The sequence below is a fragment of the Arthrobacter luteolus NBRC 107841 genome, from assembly GCF_001552075.1.
GTDB classification, from domain to species: domain Bacteria; phylum Actinomycetota; class Actinomycetes; order Actinomycetales; family Micrococcaceae; genus Arthrobacter_B; species Arthrobacter_B luteolus.
On the sequence record NZ_BCQM01000009.1, the window covers coordinates 12,759 to 29,745 of the forward strand.

The 16,987-nt window shown below is 66.3% G+C and carries 16 protein-coding genes; 12 read left to right on the top strand and 4 right to left on the bottom strand.

The window, feature by feature from the left end:
* Positions 1-26: 26 nt before the first annotated feature.
* The 7 genes from AL3_RS14440 to AL3_RS14475 all read left to right on the top strand — a co-directional run bounded on the left by AL3_RS14440 (position 27) and on the right by AL3_RS14475 (position 6,347).
* Positions 27-914, top strand: coding sequence for a polysaccharide deacetylase family protein (locus AL3_RS14440; RefSeq protein ID WP_066302353.1), 888 nt, complete (start codon positions 27-29; stop codon positions 912-914).
* A gap of 61 nt (positions 915-975) precedes the next feature.
* Positions 976-2,331: an MFS transporter gene (locus AL3_RS14445; RefSeq protein WP_066302357.1), complete on the top strand. Its 1,356-nt coding sequence runs from the start codon at positions 976-978 to the stop codon at positions 2,329-2,331.
* Positions 2,328-3,107 (top strand): SDR family NAD(P)-dependent oxidoreductase, encoded by a 780-nt coding sequence (locus AL3_RS14450; protein WP_066302359.1) that lies wholly within the window; start codon positions 2,328-2,330, stop codon positions 3,105-3,107. Before AL3_RS14445 ends, AL3_RS14450 begins: the two co-directional genes overlap by 4 nt.
* Positions 3,108-3,140: 33 nt before the next feature.
* Positions 3,141-3,896, top strand: coding sequence for an SDR family NAD(P)-dependent oxidoreductase (locus AL3_RS14455; protein WP_066302361.1), 756 nt, complete (start codon positions 3,141-3,143; stop codon positions 3,894-3,896).
* 928 nt (positions 3,897-4,824) lie between these two features.
* A complete protein-coding gene (locus AL3_RS18495) occupies positions 4,825-5,313 on the top strand; it encodes an excalibur calcium-binding domain-containing protein (RefSeq protein WP_066302364.1) in 489 nt (162 codons plus the stop codon).
* Positions 5,314-5,497: 184 nt separating this feature from the next.
* Positions 5,498-5,800, top strand: a complete 303-nt coding sequence (locus tag AL3_RS14470) for a hypothetical protein (protein ID WP_151724068.1) — start codon at positions 5,498-5,500, stop codon at positions 5,798-5,800.
* Positions 5,801-5,846: 46 nt separating this feature from the next.
* Positions 5,847-6,347: a DinB family protein gene (locus AL3_RS14475; RefSeq protein ID WP_066302368.1), complete on the top strand. Its 501-nt coding sequence runs from the start codon at positions 5,847-5,849 to the stop codon at positions 6,345-6,347.
* An 18-nt stretch (positions 6,348-6,365) separates the two neighbouring features.
* Here the strand turns inward: AL3_RS14475 and AL3_RS14480 are convergent, their stop codons facing one another.
* Positions 6,366-6,707: a DUF202 domain-containing protein gene (locus AL3_RS14480; protein ID WP_066302371.1), complete on the bottom strand. Its 342-nt coding sequence runs from the start codon at positions 6,705-6,707 to the stop codon at positions 6,366-6,368.
* A complete protein-coding gene (locus tag AL3_RS19000; RefSeq protein ID WP_246168714.1) occupies positions 6,708-7,052 on the bottom strand; it encodes a YidH family protein in 345 nt (114 codons plus the stop codon).
* 262 nt (positions 7,053-7,314) lie between these two features.
* Between AL3_RS19000 and AL3_RS14490 the strand changes: the two genes are divergently transcribed.
* The 3 genes from AL3_RS14490 to AL3_RS14500 all read left to right on the top strand — a co-directional run bounded on the left by AL3_RS14490 (position 7,315) and on the right by AL3_RS14500 (position 10,502).
* Complete coding sequence (locus AL3_RS14490) at positions 7,315-8,280, top strand: PDR/VanB family oxidoreductase (protein ID WP_066302375.1); 966 nt, start codon at positions 7,315-7,317, stop codon at positions 8,278-8,280.
* 78 nt (positions 8,281-8,358) lie between these two features.
* A complete protein-coding gene (locus AL3_RS14495) occupies positions 8,359-9,606 on the top strand; it encodes a cytochrome P450 (RefSeq protein WP_066302376.1) in 1,248 nt (415 codons plus the stop codon).
* Positions 9,607-9,734: 128 nt separating this feature from the next.
* Positions 9,735-10,502, top strand: coding sequence for an IclR family transcriptional regulator (locus AL3_RS14500; protein WP_066302378.1), 768 nt, complete (start codon positions 9,735-9,737; stop codon positions 10,500-10,502).
* Here AL3_RS14500 and AL3_RS14505 read toward each other — a convergent pair.
* Positions 10,499-11,491: an MBL fold metallo-hydrolase gene (locus tag AL3_RS14505; protein ID WP_066302380.1), complete on the bottom strand. Its 993-nt coding sequence runs from the start codon at positions 11,489-11,491 to the stop codon at positions 10,499-10,501. The genes AL3_RS14500 and AL3_RS14505 overlap by 4 nt on opposite strands.
* Before the next feature lie 192 nt (positions 11,492-11,683).
* Here AL3_RS14505 and AL3_RS14510 point away from each other — a divergent pair, with 192 nt between their 5' ends.
* Entirely contained in the window at positions 11,684-13,078 is a 1,395-nt protein-coding gene (locus AL3_RS14510) for an MFS transporter (protein WP_066302382.1), read from the top strand.
* 1,240 nt (positions 13,079-14,318) lie between these two features.
* Here the strand turns inward: AL3_RS14510 and AL3_RS14520 are convergent.
* Positions 14,319-15,785 (bottom strand): aldehyde dehydrogenase family protein, encoded by a 1,467-nt coding sequence (locus tag AL3_RS14520; protein ID WP_083521773.1) that lies wholly within the window; start codon positions 15,783-15,785, stop codon positions 14,319-14,321.
* A gap of 180 nt (positions 15,786-15,965) precedes the next feature.
* On the opposite strand from AL3_RS14520, the gene AL3_RS14525 reads away from it, so the two are divergent.
* Positions 15,966-16,754 carry a coniferyl-alcohol dehydrogenase gene (locus tag AL3_RS14525; RefSeq protein ID WP_246168715.1) on the top strand — a complete coding sequence of 263 codons (789 nt, stop codon included), beginning with the start codon at positions 15,966-15,968 and terminating at the stop codon, positions 16,752-16,754.
* Positions 16,755-16,987: the final 233 nt, after the last annotated feature.

Sequence of the window (16,987 nt, forward strand, 5' to 3'; positions counted from 1 at the left end):
GCCACCACGCAACCAGGAGGAAACACATGTCCAAGAAAATCTATGTTTCAGTCGGAATCGACGTTGACGCCGTTGGCGGCTGGCTCGGCTCCTACGGCGGAGAAGACTCCCCGGGCGACATTTCCCGCGGCATCTTCGCCGGCGAAGTGGGCGTACCCCGCCTGCTCAAACTGGCGCAGGACCGCGAAATGCCCGTGACCTGGTTCTGGCCGGGCCACTCGATCGAGACGTTCCCGGAGCAGTTCGACGCGACCGTCGCCGCCGGCCACGAAGTCGGCGTGCACGGCTACAGCCACGAGAACCCCATCGCCATGACCCGCGCGCAGGAAACCGAAGTTCTGGATTACTGCATCGACCTGTTTACCGAACGCACGGGCAAAAAGCCCGTGGGCTACGTGGCGCCGTGGTGGGAGTTCTCCAACGTCACCAACGAAATCCTGCTCGAGCGCGGATTCCTCTACGACCATTCCCTGATGCACAACGACTTCACTCCCTACTACGTCCGCGTCGGCGACTCCTGGACCAAGATCAACTACGACGCCGCTTCCGCGCGCGAATGGATGAAGCCGCTGGTCCGCGGCGAAGAAACCGACCTGATCGAGATCCCCGCCAACTGGTACCTGGATGACCTGCCGCCCATGATGTTCATCAAGGGCAGCGCCAACAGCCACGGCTTCGTCTCGCCGCGGGACATCGAGCAGATGTGGAAGGACCAGTTTGACTGGGTCTACCGCGAAATGGAGTACGGCGTCTTCCCGCTGACCATCCACCCCGACGTGTCCGGACGTCCGCAGAACCTGCTGATGCTCGAGCGCCTGTTCGAGCACATCGCCGGGCACGACGGCGTTGAGTTCGCCACCATGGAAACCATCGCCCGCGACTTCGCCGAACGCCGCCCCCGCAGCGCCAGCTAATCCGCCGCGCTCCCGGCGCACCCCGGATACTCCCACTCCACCCTTGTAGAAGGACCCCAACATGAGTACTACTGCCGCGCCCAAAAAGCGCCCACCCACCACTGCCGTTGCCCCCTGGGATGTGCAGATCACCCCCGAGGTTGTCCGCAAGGTCTCCCTGGTCTGTTTCATCGCCTGGGTGGTCTCGGTCTACGACTTCACCCTCTTCGGCACCCTGCTGCCGGTCATCGCCGAAGACTTCGGCTGGACCGCTGCCCAGTCCACCGCGGTGAACACGATCGCCCATGTTGGCATCTTCATCGTGGCGCTGGCCGTCGGAACGATCATTGACCGGCTGGGCCGCAAAAACGCCTTGATCGTGCTGATGCTCGGCGGCGCTGCCGCGGCCGGATTCACCGGTATGGCGGCCGGCGCGGTCAGCCTGATCATCATCCGCTCCTTCTCCGGATTCTCCATGTCCGAGGAGGTCGTCAACGCCGTCTATTTGAACGAGATCTACAAGAACGTCAAGAACCGCGGCCTGATGTACTCGATCGTCCAGGGCGGCTGGCCCGTTGGAGCACTGCTGTCGGCGGGGCTCTCCGCCCTGCTGCTGCCGGTCATCGGTTGGCGCTGGAGCTTCGCGGTGGCCGCAGTGATGGCCCTGGGTGTCGCCTGGATGGCCTCCCGCCTGCCGGAATCACCCACGTTCGCCGCCATCAAGGAAGTCCAGCGACGCCAGGCGGACGGCGACGTCGAGGGTGCAAAGGCACTCGCAGCGCAGCACGATCTCGAAGAAGGCAGCCAGCACAAGACCGGTTTCAAGGACGTCTTCACCCCGGAGCTGCGCCGCCACACCACTCTGCTGTCCCTTGCCTGGCTGTTCAACTGGGCTGCCATCCAGGTGTTCTCCGTCCTCGGCACCACGGTGCTGGTGGAGGCCAAGGGCGTTTCCTTCGAGAACGCGCTGCTGATCCTGGTCCTGGCGAACGCCGTCGGTTTTGCCGGCTACGTTTTCCACGGCTGGCTCGGTGACTGCATCGGCCGGCAGAAGACCGTCATCATCGGCTGGTTCGGCGGCGGCGCCGCGAGCCTGGTCATGCTGCTGGGGCCGAGCAGCGAAGTCTTCATCATCGTGATGTACGCGCTGACCCTGTTTTTCCTTAGCGGCCCCTACGCCGCACTGCTCTACTACATGGGTGAGTCCTACCCGGCGCACGTGCGCGGCATGGGCACCAACGTGGCGCACGTCATGGCACCGCTCGGCGGCATCGCGGGATCCGGGCTGCTCAGCCTGATGCTGTTCATGGGCATGGAAATGCAGTGGGCAGCCATCCTCACCGGCACCGGCGGCCTGATCATTTCCGCGCTGTGCATGCTCGGCACCCGCAAGGTTGTGCAGGAGAGCACCAAGACCCCCAAGGAGGCGGCAGCATGAGGCGCGACGACGGGCTCGAAGGAAAAGCCGCCGTCATCTCCGGCGGCGCCAGCGGGATCGGACAGGCGCTGGCAGTGGCCTACGCCCGCGCCGGCGCGCACTCAGTGATCGGCTACCTGCCCAACGACCCGCACGACGCCGGTGAAACGGTGGCCCTGGTCGAAGCAGAGGGTGCCCGCTGCGTGCCGGTGCCCGTTGATGTCCGCCGGTATGAGGACACCGAGGCGCTGGCCCAGGCCGCCCTCGACAGCTTCGGCAGGCTGGACATCGCCGTCGCCGCGGCAGGCATCCTGCGCCGTGCCTCGCTGGCGGAGATGACCGATGAAGCATGGGATGGCATGATGTCCGTCGATCTTTCCGGTGTGATGCGCACCTTCCGCTCCTGCGCGGCCCGGATGGAGCACGACGGCGCCATGGTAGCCACCTCGTCGATTGCGGGCGGTGTCTACGGCTGGGAAGAACACAGCCACTACGCCGCGGCGAAGGCGGGCCTGCTGGGCATGTGCCGTTCCCTCGCCGTCGAACTGGCACCCCGCGGCATCCGCGTGAACGCTGTCATCCCGGGCCTGATCGAAAGCCCGCAGTCCCTCGACGGGGTCAACTCCCTGGGGAAGTCCGGCCTTGAAGCCGCGGGCAGCATCATCCCGCGCGGCCGGGTGGGTACCGTGGACGAAGCCGCACGCGTCATCCGCTTTCTGACCAGTGACGACTCTGCGTACGTCACCGGACAGCAGATCATTGTCGACGGCGGCCTGACCGTCCGCTGGCCCAGCTGACCGCTCCACCGCCACAGCGAAACGAAAGAAACCATGACACAGCAGCTCAGCGGACAAACCGCAGTCATCACCGGTGCCGGCAGCGGAATCGGAGCCGCCATCGCCCGGCTTTATGCACAGGAGGGTGCCAACCTGGCGCTCCTGGACCTGGACGAGGCGCAATGCCGGGAAACAGCCGCGGCCTGTATCGAGCTGGGTGCGGAAGCGACTGCCCGGAGGACCGATGTTGCCGACAGCGACGACGTCAAAGCAGCCATGGACGCAGCTGCCCAGGACTTCGGCGGGATCGACATCCTGGTCAGCTCGGCGGGCATCCTGGATGAGCGGCCGTTCCTGGAGCTCAGCCCGGAAGCGTTCGACCTGACCATCAACGTTGACCTGCGCGGCGTTTTCCTGGCGGCCCGCTGGGCGGCCCCGCACATGGTGGCAGGAGCACGCGGCGGGCGGATCATCAACATCTCCTCCCAGCTTGGAATCAAAGGGGGAACCGGCCTGGCACACTACTGCGCCGCGAAGGCCGGAGTGATTGGCCTGACCAAGGCCCTGGCGCTGGAACTGGCGCCGCACTCGATCCTGGTCAACGCAATCGCCCCGGGCCCGGTCTTCACGCCGCTGATCGACGGGCTGTCAGAGAAATGGAAGGCAGCGAAGCAGGCGGAACTGCCGGTGGGACGGTTCGGCACGGCGGAAGAGATTGCTCCGACGGCACTGCTGCTGGCCTCCTCTCCGGGCGGTAACCTCTATACCGGCCAGACCCTGGGCCCCAACAGCGGCGACGTGATGCCGTAGGAGGTCTTCGATGTGTGGAGCGTGTCCCGGCGGTGCTTCCGTCTCCCGGATTTCCGCCTACGCGGCGCTGGCGGGAATTAAGCAGGAAGTGGCTGGCCTCCTCCAAAGAGCTGCCGGCCCGCGCTTGACCATTCGGGCGTTTGGCAACGGCTGGACCGTCCGGGACCGGCTGGGCCGTCAACGCGTGCTGCCAGGTTTGGAGGAGGTTGCCGCCGCAGTAGCTGCCGGGCCGCTGGACTGGGCAGCGGTATCTGCGCTCACCGGGCAGACGATCACGGGAAGAGTTCCGCGGCTCACCTGCGAGGCGGCCACGGAACTGCGACGCGTTGCCACCCGACCGCTTGCGGGGCCGGCGACGTCGGCGGGGTGGGCAGGTCAGGGACAGCCGGTGCCTCTCACCGCCGGTGGATTTACGGCCGCCTTGCTGATCCGGGCGGCCAACGCCCGTGCAGAAACCGACGACTCTGCCGGGACGGTTGCCTAGCACTTGAGGTGGCCAGATCGACCGCCCAGGGACACACCCAATCGGATCGTTACGCAGGACACACCTTTCCTCCACAGCTGCTGCTAGCGTGTTGGCCGATGCGTTCGCATCCACGTCTTGCACCTATTCCTGGGGGAATCCATGTTTGTTCTGCCTCTTCAACGCCCTGTGCCCATTAACCGTGCGGCACGTCCTGCCCGTTCCCGGGCAGTCACTGTCGGTGCGATGGTGCTTGCCGTCGTCACTCTTTCCGGTTGCGGGGGAAGTTCAGAGCCAGCGGCTGCAGGGACACCGGCTCCCTCCACAACGAGCGCCTCGCCTTCTCCAACGCAGACGCCGCTCGCGAACCAGGCCTGCAAAACAGCCAGTGCCACTCAGACGCAGACCGCGAAGGCCAGTCCGAGTGCAAGCCAGAGCAGCAGCTCCAGCGCGAAGGCATCCTCGATGACCTCACCCTCCGCCACGGAACCTTCGCCGTCTGCGACGCCGACCTCCGGAAGCACGGTCTACGTCTGCACGGAGAATGAGAACGGCAGGCTTGTCTGGCTGGACAAGGACAGCTCAGAGAAGCTGGTTGCCGCGCGTCAGACCGAAGCGGACAAGAAGGCCGCCGAGGACGCAGTGGCAGCGGCCGAGGCCCAGCGGCTCGCTGATGAAGCCGCGGCAGCCCAGGCAGCTGAGACCCAGCGGCTTGCCGATGAAGCTGCGGCGGCCGCCGCAGCAGCCGCAGCGGCCGAGGCACAGCGCCTCGCTGAGGAACAGGCTCGCCAGCAGTACGTAGCTCCCGCACCCGCGCCGGCTCCTGCGCCCGCCAACGTCTACTATGCGAACTGCTCGGCTGCCAGAGCAGCCGGAGCTGCCCCGGTGTACATCGGCAGCCCCGGCTACGGCAAGCACCTGGACCGTGACGGCGACGGAATCGGCTGCGAATAATCGGCCAAAGCTCCAGGCCCTGAAAAGGCGCCCTGGTTCCACCCACGGGTGGGTACCGGGGCGCCTTTCCTGTTGACAGCTACCTCTCAGCCCGCACCCGGCGACGCGGAGGGGGAACAGGCGTACCGTGTTTCTTCCGGCCGAGCCGCCAGGCGGGGCCCTCGGCAGCAGGAGGGGACGGACCATGAGCTCAATGGATCACAGACACGGGGCCACGCCTGCCCGCCACGGGACGGGTCTCCACTGGCCAAGTTTTGCCCTGGGCATCGTTTTTATGCTGCTGGTCCTGGCACAGGGGGAGGACAACGGCGCACCCGGGTTCGTTGGAATGGCCGGCCTGATCCTGCTGGTCACGGGCCTGTACTCCGCGGCCACCGGGCGGAAGTCCTGGCTCCGGCTGACCACCCGGGCCGCAGCGTTTATTGTGGCCGCCGCCGGGGCAGTGTTGATGCTGGTGGCCCTGGGACTGCGGCTGGCCGATTTGTGACGCGCCCGGCTGCAGGATGGTCCTTGGCGGCCGTTACGCTGGGCGGATGCTCACCGATGAACGAATTGATCCGCCGGACGCCGGCAACGAACGCGACACCCTGAACGGATTCCTGGATTTTCTGCGGGCCAGCGCCGTCTACAAGGCCCAAGGGCTCAGCGACGCCGACGCCGCCCGGCAGGTGCTGCCTTCCATCACCACGGTCTCCGGTCTGCTCCGGCACCTGGCCGACGTCGAGCGGTCCTGGTTCCGCGAACGGATGGACGGACAGGCCGGCGTTCCCACCCGCTGGAGCGATGCTGATCCCGACGGCGAATTCCAGGTGACCGAAAACGACAGCTTGGCCGAAATCATCGCCGACTACGAGGCAGCATGCGCCGAATCGCGTGAGGTGGCCGCCCGGTACCAGCTCGAGGACCTGGGCAAGGCAGAGGGTATGACCCATAACCTGCGCTGGGTCCTGGTCCACATGGTCGAGGAAACCGGGCGGCACTGCGGGCACCTGGACGTCGTCCGCGAACTGCTGGACGGAACAACGGGGGAGTAACAGCGGGGGAGCAGGGGCCTAGCCGGAAACCGGCAGCCAGAGAACGGCAATAATCCCCACGGCGCCCAGGATAACGACGGCGAGGGACAGAGCCAGCGCCGCCCCGGTATTCGGCTGGCCGGCTTCACCTGAAATGCCGGTGGACGCCTGCCCGTAGCGGCGCTTTTGCGTGAGCTGAATGCCCGCGGCGGTGACCAGGGTGACGGCGACGAGGACTCCGGCAAACCAACCGTGCTGCGGCATCCAGCGCAGGAAGATGGCCCCGGCAACCACCAGGGCCAGGGCCGTGCGGCCCCAGGCCAGCGCCGTCCGCTCAGGCTGCAGACCCGGATCCTGGTGCACGGACTGCGGTGCAGCCATCTAGGCCGGCCGCAGGACGACGAACACCACCAGGACAGCAGCGGTGATCCCGCCGCCAATGGCGAGGAGCGGGGCGAGCAGCGGCAGCGGCAGCGGGGTCTTATTCCGCATCGCCCGTTCCACGCCCAGCCAGCGGAAGAACGCCCCGCCGCCGATGGCCATGGCAAGGAGCAGCAGCAGCAGGGCCACGGCTTTCCGAATCTCGGGAACGAACAGATCCGCGGTGAAGGCCTCCACCGCAATTCCTCCGGCCAGGAGGGCCAGCGAGGTGCGGATCCAGGCCAGAAAGGTGCGCTCATTGGCCAGCGTGAACCGGGGATCGGGTTCCTCTCCACCCCGGAGCAACCGCGCAGAAAGTCGACCGCGCCCAGCGGGTGAACTTAGCGTTTTGGGGGACGGCACGTCAGCCTTCCTTCGAACTTTCGGGAAACACTCTCCTTTGGATGGTAACGCCGAGCGGTTCCAGGGACCGTACCGCGGTGTCCCCGTGCGCCCTCCTTTCCACTGCCCGGAAAGCCTGTAGTGCGGTGAATCACGCTGAACCGTAACGTGCATTACTGAACTGCTGCGCCCGCCCGGCGCAGGTGGGCTGAAAGGAACAGCTGGGATGGCTCAAGGAAGCAACGGCAGGACAGTTGTCCTGGAGAAGAGGGAGACGCTGGCCGACGGCGTCGTCCGCCTGACGCTGAGGAACCCGGACCGGTCCGATTTTCCGCAGTGGCAGCCGGGCTCCCACATTGATCTGGTCCTGCCCGATTTCATCCGCCAGTACTCGCTCTGCTCGCCGTGCGGTGACCGGTCGATGCTGCAGGTATCCGTCCTGCACACTCCGAATTCCCGGGGCGGATCAAAGTACGTCCATGAATCACTGGCTGCGGGCACCGAGTTCACCATCAACGGGCCGCGCAACAACTTTCCGCTGCAGGATTCCCGAAAGTACCTTTTTATTGCAGGCGGGATTGGCATCACTCCGATCCTGCCCATGATTGAGGCTGCCGAAGCTGCCGGGCGGGAGTGGCGCCTGGCCTACGGCGGCCGGAGCCGCTCCTCGATGGCGTTTGCCGACGAGCTCGAGGCCACCTATGGCAGCGGGAAGGTCCTGCTGTATCCGGAAGACACCCACGGGCGCATCGATCTGCAGGGCCTGCTGGGCCTGCCTCGGGCCAAGATGCTGGTTTATGCCTGCGGCCCGGCACCGCTGCTGAACGTCATTGAGGACTTCTGCATGGGCTGGCCGCCCGGTGCGCTGCACACGGAGCTGTTCTCCGCAGCCGCGCTGGACGGCAGCGGGGCATCAGCGGAACCATTCGAGCTTGATCTGCGGAACTCCGGCCTGCGCCTGGAAGTGCCGGTGGACAAGACGGTTCTGGAAGTCGTGGAGGAAGCTGGGATCCGGGTGCTCTCCTCCTGCCGGCAGGGCGTGTGCGGCACCTGCGAAATCCGGGTGGCGGCGGGCGAAGTCGACCACCGGGACGCCGTGCTCTCCGCTGAGGACAAAGCCTCCGGCGAGACCATGCTGGTCTGTGTGTCGCGGGCCGCGGCCGGCTGCAGCTCCCTCGCCCTGGAACTCTAGGCACCCAGCCTGCCCCGGCTGAGCCGCCCCGGATCCAGCCTTCCCCGGACCGTCAAAGACTTTGCTGATAGGAACCCCATGACACTCAAGACTGCTAACGCCACGGCGGGCACTAACGCAACGGCGGGCCGGAGCACAGTACCGTCGCTTGCCGATGATCCCTTCTCCCTGGTGAACCTCGCTGATCCCTATCCGCTGCACGAGAAGCTGCGCGAGGCCGGGCCGGTGGTGTGGCTGGAAAAATACGGTTCCTACGCCGTCACCCGGTACGAGCCGGTATACGAAATTCTCACCGATTTCGAGACCTATATCTCCGGCGGCGGCCTGGGCCCGGCGGACCGCAGGAAATCCGCGGAATGGCGGCCCGCCGGGATCCTGGAGTCCGATCCGCCCACGCACACCGCCATGCGCCGTGGCCTGTCCAAGGTGGTGAGCCCATCCTCCGTCCGCCGGCTTCGGTCAGAGTTCGAACCGCCGGCACGGGAACTGGTGCGGGAACTGGTGGCCCGCGGGAGCTTTGACGTGGTCCGCGATCTCGCCGAGGTCTACCCCCTGCAGGTCTTTCCCGACGCTGTGGGCATCCCCCAGGATGGCCGGGAGAACCTGCTGCCCTACGGGTCCATGACCTTCAACGCCTTCGGCCCCCGGAACGATGTTTATGAAGAAGCCTTCAAGGACGCGGATGCCATCTCCGCCTGGGTCCTGGAAAACTGCGAGCGCGGGAACCTGCGGCCCGGAGGATTCGGCGCCGGGATTTGGGAAGTAGCCGACGACGGCGGCATCACCGCCGATGAAGCGGCACTGCTGGTGCGGGCGCTGCTCTCTGCCGGCGTCGACACCACCGTCACCGGGATCGGTAACACGCTGCTGTGCCTGGCCCGGAACCCGGAGCAGTGGGAGAAACTGCGTGCGAACCCGAACCTGGCAAAATTCGCGGTGGACGAGGCTCTGCGTCTGGAGTCGCCGTTCCAGATGTTCCACCGAACGGCGGCCGTGGATTCGGTGATCGAAGGTGTGCGGATCCCCGCCGACTCGAAGATCCTGCTGTTTATGGGCGCAGCGAACCGGGATCCGCGCAAGTGGGGCCCGAACGCGGACAGGTTCGACCTGGACCGCAGCGCGTCCGGGCATGTGGCCTTCGGGATGGGCCTGCACCAGTGTGTCGGCCAGCCCATCGCCCGGCTGGAAATCGAACTGGTGCTGCAGGCCCTGGCCGAGACAGCCGAACGGATCGAACTGGCCGGCGATCCGGTGCCCCAGATCCACAACGTGCTGCACGCCTTCTCTTCGATCCCAGTTCGGGTGGTACAGGCAGTCGCCGGATGACCCTCATGGCCGGAACATGACGCCGACGCGGCGCCCGAAGCGCCCTGATGGGGGCGCCTCGGGCGTTTCGCTATATAACAAAAGAAGCCCCCGCGGGCGGGAACACAGATCTACCGGAGGATGACGCAGTGGCAGGACAGGCAGCGGCCAAAGGGAAATCGGTCACATCGCGGGCGCTGAACATCCTGGGTGCGTTCGACGCCGACAATGTGAAGCTGACGCTGTCCCAGATCTCCCGCCGCTCGGGAACTCCCGTGGCCACCTGCCACCGTCTCCTGGGGGAACTGCTCGAGTGGGGCGCCGTTGCCAAGCGCGGCAACAACTACTACGTGGGGCACCGGCTCTGGACGCTGGGGCTGCTGGCCCCGGTGGAAAAGGACCTCAAAACCATTGCCGGCCCGTATATGCAGGACGTGCTCTTCGCGACCCGGCAGGTGGTCAACCTGTTTGTCTTGGAGGGCGAGCAGGCGCTGCTGATCGAACGGTTTGCGGGCACCGCGGTGGGTAGACCGGTGGCGCAGGTGGGGGAACGGCTTCCGCTGCACGTCAGCGCCGCGGGGAAGATCATCCTGGGTTATGCCCCTGCGGAGGTCCGGGCGAAGGCCTTCGCCAACCTGGCCCGCCGCACCCCGTACACCGTGATCGAGCCCGGCAAACTGCACCGCCAGGTCCAGGAAGCGCGGGACAAAGGCTACGCAACCACCCGGGAAGAACATGCTCTGGGCACCTCCGGACTGGCGGTGCCGGTAGTGAATTCCAAGGGCCAGCTGATGGCAGCGCTGGGTGTGGTCTTCATCGGACCCATGCGCGAACCAGAGCGGATCATTCCGGCCCTGCAAGTGGCCGCCGCCGCCGTCGGCCGTGAAGTGGGCGGCCTGGCCGGACTGGCCGGTTAGCGTGCGGCTGCCAGCACCGGGACGCCCGCGATCTCAAACCGGTTGCCCGGGGCTGCCACGGTGACGCGGCCGTCGAACTCCGTCCGCACACCCGCCGTCCACTCTTCATCGCTGGCCAGCCCGGCCAGATGTGAAAGCACCACATGCGGGACGCCGGCCTGTGCGGCGACCCGGCCAACACCGGGGGCTGTGGTGTGGGAGATCCGCTGATGGTTCAGGAACTCCGGTGCCATGTCCAGGGCGGCGAAATAGTCCAGATTCACTGCTTCGTGAATCAGCAGATCGGCGCCGGTGGAGAGCGTGACCATATTGGCGCACTCCGTGGTGTCACCGGAAATGACCACGGACCCGTAGCGGCTCTCGATGCGGAACGCGAAGGCGGGGAACACCGGAGGATGCTCCACCAGGATTGCGCTCACCCGCACCAACTCGTCCTCATACACGGTGAACGGTTCCATGGCAGGGGTGTGGATCCCGTTCGCGGTGGCAGCCACTCCGGACGGCAGCTCGACGTCCGCGGCGAGCACCAGGTCCCGCAGGTCCGGCCGCCCCTCATCGTGGATCCGGATGTTGATGTCGTAGGAAAAGGCCTCCAGCAGGTGCCCCACCATGGCGCCTGTTCCGCCGTTCTCGCCGGGGATTCCCTGCGGATCCGTTCCGGGACCGAAGACCGTCACGGGACCCGTAATGCCGTTGACCGGCCGGCCCCAGTTCCACAGGAAATAGCCCGGAAGCTCCGCCACATGGTCCGAATGCAGGTGCGTGATGAAGCAGGCCCGCAGGTTCTCGCCGCGCAGCCCGGCGCCGTGTGCGGCACGGGTGATCCCCAGGCCAAAGTCCACCAGGTAGAAGCTGCCATCCACCACCACGGCGGTCGCCATCCCGGGATGCGGGCCGCGGATGGCCGGTCCGGCGGCCGTTCCGAGCGTGATGACGGACATGCCGGCCGCAGGCTCCGGGTGGGGGTTCTTCATCTCGTGTGCTCGCATATCTTCGCCAGACCCGGCGAGGTTGGAAGTCGGTTGACTCCAGAATGCCTGCCAGCGGAGAGAAAATCCGGACAAGCTTTCCGGCCACCGGAAAGCTCAAATTGTTGCTCAGATCACACGAATCTACAGTCGAGGAAATAACGCCCCACCGGATGCCTGCGCGGTATCCGATTACGAAAGTCTGGTAGGCACGTGTCCCTCAAAGAACCCTCCACGCCTGTTCGGCAGGACCCTGGCAATCCGCGCTACTGGTCCGCAGCCAGACGCAACCGCTACGCCTGGTTCACCACCGGTTCCCTCCTGGTCCTGATGATGCTCAGCTGGGCGGACAAGGCTGTCCTGGGTATTGCTGCTGTCCCGCTGATGCGGGACCTGGGCATCACGCCGGAGCAGTTTGGCCTGGTGAGCAGCGCCATGTTCCTGACCTTCGTGATCATCCAGTTCATTGCCGCGCCGATTGCCAACAAGATTCCGACCAAATGGATCCTGCTGGTCCTGTGCCTCACCTGGTCCGTGGCCCAGCTGCCGATCCTGATTTTCGCCACGCTGCCCGCACTCTGGCTCTCCCGGCTGCTGCTGGGCGCCGGTGAAGGGCCGCTGGCTCCGGTGATGATGCACAGCATTTACAAATGGTTCCCGGAGAAGAAGGGCGCGACGCCGGCGGCGGTCGCATCGTCGGGCGTCACCCTTGGTGTGGTCGCCTTCGCTCCCGTCCTGGCCTGGGTGGTCGGTTCCTTCGGCTGGCAGACCGCCTTCGCCACGCTGGCAATCATCGGGCTCCTCTGGTCGGTCTTCTGGGTGATTACCGGCAAGGAGGGTCCCTACACGAGCCGCCAGGCGGAGCGCGAGATCGACGGCCCGGACGCCGGCGGTGCAGCCGACGCGGAAGACAGCACTGCGGCGGTCCCCGAAACGAAGATCAGCTACAAAAAGACCATCTTCACGGCCAGCTGGATCCTTGCCGTGCTGACCTCCTTCATTGGCTACTGGACCTTCACGCTGGCGATGTCCTGGGGACCGGCTTACTTTGAAACGGTTCTCGGCTATTCCAGCCAGGCTGCGGGCAGCATGATCGCCCTGCCAGCCGCCTGGGGTGCGGTCGCCACGATTTCCCTGAGTGCCCTGACGCAGCGCCTGCACCTGCGCGGACTACCCACCCGCAAGGCCCGGGCCTTCGTCCTCGGCAGTGCCGCCACCCTGGCCGGCGCGGCACTGCTCGGAGCCACGATGGTGTCCTCCCCGGCGCTGTCCCTGGCGCTGCTGGCTGTGGGCCTGGGAACCGCCCCGGCTCTGTTCGCCATCACCTACCTGATCGTCTCCGAGCTCACCACCGTCGCCCAGCGGGGAGCGAACCTCTCGATCGCCAACGCGGTTCTCTCCTCCGGCGGCATCTTCGCCCCGGCAGTTTCGGGCTTCCTGATTGGCGGCGGAGCGACCCCGGCCGAGGGCTACACCGCGGCGTTCGCCCTGGCCGGCGGGCTGATGCTGGCCATGGGCATCTTGGCCCTACTGTTCATCAACCAGCAGCGCGACGTGCGCCGGCTCGGCCTCGCGGATACCGCAGCTGCCGGCAGTTTCCAGCGCTAAGCAGTTAGGTCCTCACTGGGGCCCGGCTTCGCGGCCCCACCGCGTCGCTGCGAACAGGGGGGCCTGCGAACAGGGGAGCGGGGCGCACCTGCGGCCTCCCCACGTCGCTGCGAACAGGGGGGCCTGCGAACAGGGGAGCGGGGCGCACCTGCGGCCTCACCACGTCGCTCGCGAACAACGGGGCCTGGTGCTCGCCTGGGACCACACCTTCCCCATCCATGACGATGGTTGGGGAAGCCCGCAGCTCTAAGGGGCACTTTCGAGGAAAACCCTCCGCTTTGGGACAGATCGACCCTCCTGGGATAAATCGGCAGCGGCGCACCGGAGGGAAATCCCAAAGCGCCCGGAAAATCCCAAACCGGAGGGAAACCGTGTCACAAACCGTCGGAGCTCTCCCAAACCGGAGGAAAACGCGACACATGGCGGAGGGTTTTCCCAAACCGGAGGGTAACGCGACACAGGGCGGAGGGTTGTTCGGTTTTCCCAAACCGGAGGGAAACGCTGCACATTGCGGAGGGCCTACGGAAACACCGATTTCTGCGGTCGCCGGGCTCATCAGAGGCACGGGCCATCAGCCATGTCGCCGTTTCCAATCCTATGTGACGAAAGTGAGCTACTGGGGCCACACCTTCCCCCCTTCGTAACGAGGGCTGGAAATCCCGTAGTTTGCGATCGATTGAGAAAGGTCCCCTTCCGGATTGGAAGGGGACCTTTTCGTGTTTGCTGGGTGGTCTATGCTCGCGACATGCCTGACGCCCTAGACCCTTTGGAACAGGAGCCCGTACTACCGGATCCTGAAGGACCAGAGCCGGGCAAGGCTCCAGGCAGCTGGAGAAACACCCTCATCACAACCGCCATGGCGACGCTGGCACTGCTGCCGGTAAATGCCATCGCCGGCGTTGTCCTGCTTTTTTCGCTAGAGACGTACGACGACTCCGGCCGTGGCGCCCCGTTCCGATCCTGCACGGCGGAATCCACCAGCTGCGCAGAGCCCAGCTATGGCATGGCTGCCGCAGCTGGGCTCTGTTGCCTGGGAACGTTTTTTCTCGCGGCCTGGGCCGGGCGTCACATCGGCCGGCTGCCCAGGCGGTTCCTTTTCCCGCTCGGAGCATTCAGTGCTGGACTGACGCTGGCCGGAGCCGGGGTGCTCGGTGGCTTGGCTGTCGTTTTTCTGTTGGCCGGATGACCCTGCTTCCCCCCCCCAGCTCTTGGAGCCGCTGCGGCCCAGCCCTGCGGGTGACTAGCCTGCCGCAGCCCCGGACACAGCAGCTCCGGAGGTGGCAGCTCCGGACACCGGGACCGCCACACCCGCCGCCGGTATCGAGTGCTGGCCAGTCACAGCATTCACGGTGCGGGTCTGCAGGTACTCGGACAGGCCCCAGCGGCCGCGTTCCCGGCCCATTCCCGAGGCCTTCCAGCCGCCGAACGGCGCGTCCAGCTCCACCTGCGTGTGCTGGTTGATCCATACTGTGCCGGCCTCGATCCGGGAGGCCAGCTCTCCGGCGCGGTCCAGGTCGGGCGACCACACCGACGCGCCGAGTCCAAATTCCTGCCCGTTCAGGTGAGCCAGGACATCCTCGACGTCGTCGTACACGGAGACCGGAAGCGCCGAACCGAACTGCTCGGAGCAGACCAGTGGGGTGTCATACGGGGCATCGGCAATGATCGTCGGTTCCATGAAGTACCCGGGCAGTGGGGTGCCCGTGCCGCCGCCGAAGGCGAGCCGGCCGCCGTCGTTCACTGCCTGCGTGACCAGGCTGGAGACCAGGTCCCGCTGCGCGGCGTTGTGCATCGGTCCCATGCCGGTGCCTGTATCGAGGCCGCGGCCCACTACCAAGCCGGCCGCCGCAGCAGCCAGGGCCTCCGTGAGCTCGCCGGCCAGGCTGCGCGGCACAAACACGCGCTTCACGGCCATGCAGACCTGCCCGGCGTTGCGGAAGGCCGAACCGATGATGCCTGCCGCGGTGAAGGCGGGATCGGCGTCGGGGAGCACGATCGCCGGATCGTTGCCGCCAAGCTCCAGCGTTACCCGCTTCACCGTGGGGGCGGCCTGGGCCATGATCGCGGTTCCCACCTCGGTGGAGCCAGTGAAGGAAATCTTCCGTACGCCCGGCAGGGTGCTCAGCGCCCGGCTGAGCACACCCCGGCCGGTCACGGATGTGAGCACATGCGGCGGAAGGAAACCGTTCATCAGCTCCACCAGGGCGATGGTGGACAGCGGGGTGCTCGGGGAAGGCTTGGCGATCACCGTGCAGCCGGCCACCAGCGCCGGAGCCAGTTTGACCGCCAGCAGAGAGATCGGAAAGTTCCACGGCGTGATGGCACCGACCAGGCCAACCGGACGGTAGTGGACTGCCAGACGGCGGCCGTCGCGTTCGGGCAGCTGCTCGGTCTGGTACCACTCAAGATCGGCGTAGTACTCGAACAATCCGGCGGCGACCTGGAACTCCATGACTGCCTCGCGCAGGACCTTGCCCTGTTCGCGGCTGAGGATTTCTCCCAGCCGGCCGGACTGGTCCCGGACCGCAACGGCGATGGAGCGCAGCGCCGAGCGACGGGCCTCCCGGTCAGCGGCCCAGGCCGCGGCGGCGGTGCCGGCCAGGGCGACGGCGCATTCAACGTCCTCGGCTGTATGCAGGGGCGCGGTGCCGACGACTTCCAAGGTGGCCGGGTCGAAGACCTCATAGGTGGTGGGGTAAACAGACACGGGCCGTCCTTTTCGCGTTGTCACTGGTGGTTCCAGCCTTGTCCGTTGCGGGGAAACGGACAAGTCGCATTATCTGTCCAGTGGAAAGGCGGCCTTGCCTGGGTGCGTGTGGAGGAGAAGATTGGTCAGCGAAGAGCCGTGGCCGCTGCCGCGGAAGCACGGAGAAAACGGAGACGAAGCATGGGCATGTTTGCAGGACAGAGGATTGTGGTTACCGGAGCTGCCTCGGGCATCGGCGCAGCCACGGCGGCGGCGTTCACTGCTGCCGGTGCTGAGGTCATCGGCATCGACCGCAACCAGGCCGAGGATTTCTCCGGGGAGTTCATCCAGGCGGATCTCTCCACTCCGCAGGGTGTTGCCGACGCCGCCGAACAGGTCAGCGGCGCCATCCATGGGCTGGCGAATATCGCCGGTGTACCGGGCACCGCACCGTTTGAGCTGGTGCTCACGGTCAACGTCTTCGGCCTGCGGGAGCTGACCATGGCTCTGCTGCCGCAGATTTCCGACGGCGGATTCGTCACCAACCTGGCGTCCTCGGTGGCAGCCGGCTGGGCCGGGCGCCGGGAACAGCTGTTCGCGTTCGTCTCCGCCGCCGACTGGGACGAAGCGCTGGCCGGCGCGCATCAGGACCCCGAGATTACCGGCAACTCCTACCGTTTCTCCAAGGAAGCGGTCCGGCTGCTTACCGAGCTGCAGGCCAGCGAAAACCTGGGCCGTCTCCGGGTGAACTCGGTGAGCCCGGGCCCGGTGGAAACCCCGATCCTGGCCGACTTCAAGAAGGACCACGGTGTGGAGAAGGTGGAGGGCGCAGTGGCGCTGCTGGGCCGTGCCGCCTCCGCCCGGGACATCGCCAACGTGATCACCTTCCTCGCCTCGCCGCAGGCCGGCTGGGTAAACGGCACGGACATCCGGGTCGACGGCGGGCTTGGTGCCCACCGCGGCTCGGTGCAGCTGCTGCCTGTGGGGTAGCGGGCAGCACGGCGGGAACAATGCAGCACGGCGGGAACACTTCAGTGGGCTGCCCATACTGAACTGTGCCGCCAACACTGAACGGCTCCCCAGCCTCAGCCAGGGAGTCGTTCCAAGGCCCGGCCATCGAACCTACTGGTCCCGGCCATGTGGACCTGACGGCCCTCCACGGAGGGAGGACCTAGTTGGGATTCTCTGCAGCAAACCTCAACCTCCTTCCAGTAGAGCACCAC

Bases quoted from the DNA above. Each gene is read 5' to 3' on its own strand.
- AL3_RS14490 (WP_066302375.1), top strand. From the start codon at position 7,315: ATGGCTCAAGGAAGCAACGGCAGGACAGTTGTCCTGGAGAAGAGGGAG.
- AL3_RS14450 (WP_066302359.1), top strand. From the start codon at position 2,328: ATGAGGCGCGACGACGGGCTCGAAGGAAAAGCCGCCGTCATCTCCGGC.
- AL3_RS14495 (WP_066302376.1), top strand. From the start codon at position 8,359: ATGACACTCAAGACTGCTAACGCCACGGCGGGCACTAACGCAACGGCG.
- AL3_RS14445 (WP_066302357.1), top strand. From the start codon at position 976: ATGAGTACTACTGCCGCGCCCAAAAAGCGCCCACCCACCACTGCCGTT.
- AL3_RS14475 (WP_066302368.1), top strand. From the start codon at position 5,847: ATGCTCACCGATGAACGAATTGATCCGCCGGACGCCGGCAACGAACGC.
- AL3_RS14455 (WP_066302361.1), top strand. From the start codon at position 3,141: ATGACACAGCAGCTCAGCGGACAAACCGCAGTCATCACCGGTGCCGGC.
- AL3_RS18495 (WP_066302364.1), top strand. From the start codon at position 4,825: ATGACCTCACCCTCCGCCACGGAACCTTCGCCGTCTGCGACGCCGACC.
- AL3_RS14440 (WP_066302353.1), top strand. From the start codon at position 27: ATGTCCAAGAAAATCTATGTTTCAGTCGGAATCGACGTTGACGCCGTT.
- AL3_RS14505 (WP_066302380.1), bottom strand. From the start codon at position 11,491: ATGCGAGCACACGAGATGAAGAACCCCCACCCGGAGCCTGCGGCCGGC.
- AL3_RS14525 (WP_246168715.1), top strand. From the start codon at position 15,966: ATGGGCATGTTTGCAGGACAGAGGATTGTGGTTACCGGAGCTGCCTCG.
- AL3_RS14480 (WP_066302371.1), bottom strand. From the start codon at position 6,707: ATGGCTGCACCGCAGTCCGTGCACCAGGATCCGGGTCTGCAGCCTGAG.
- AL3_RS14470 (WP_151724068.1), top strand. From the start codon at position 5,498: ATGAGCTCAATGGATCACAGACACGGGGCCACGCCTGCCCGCCACGGG.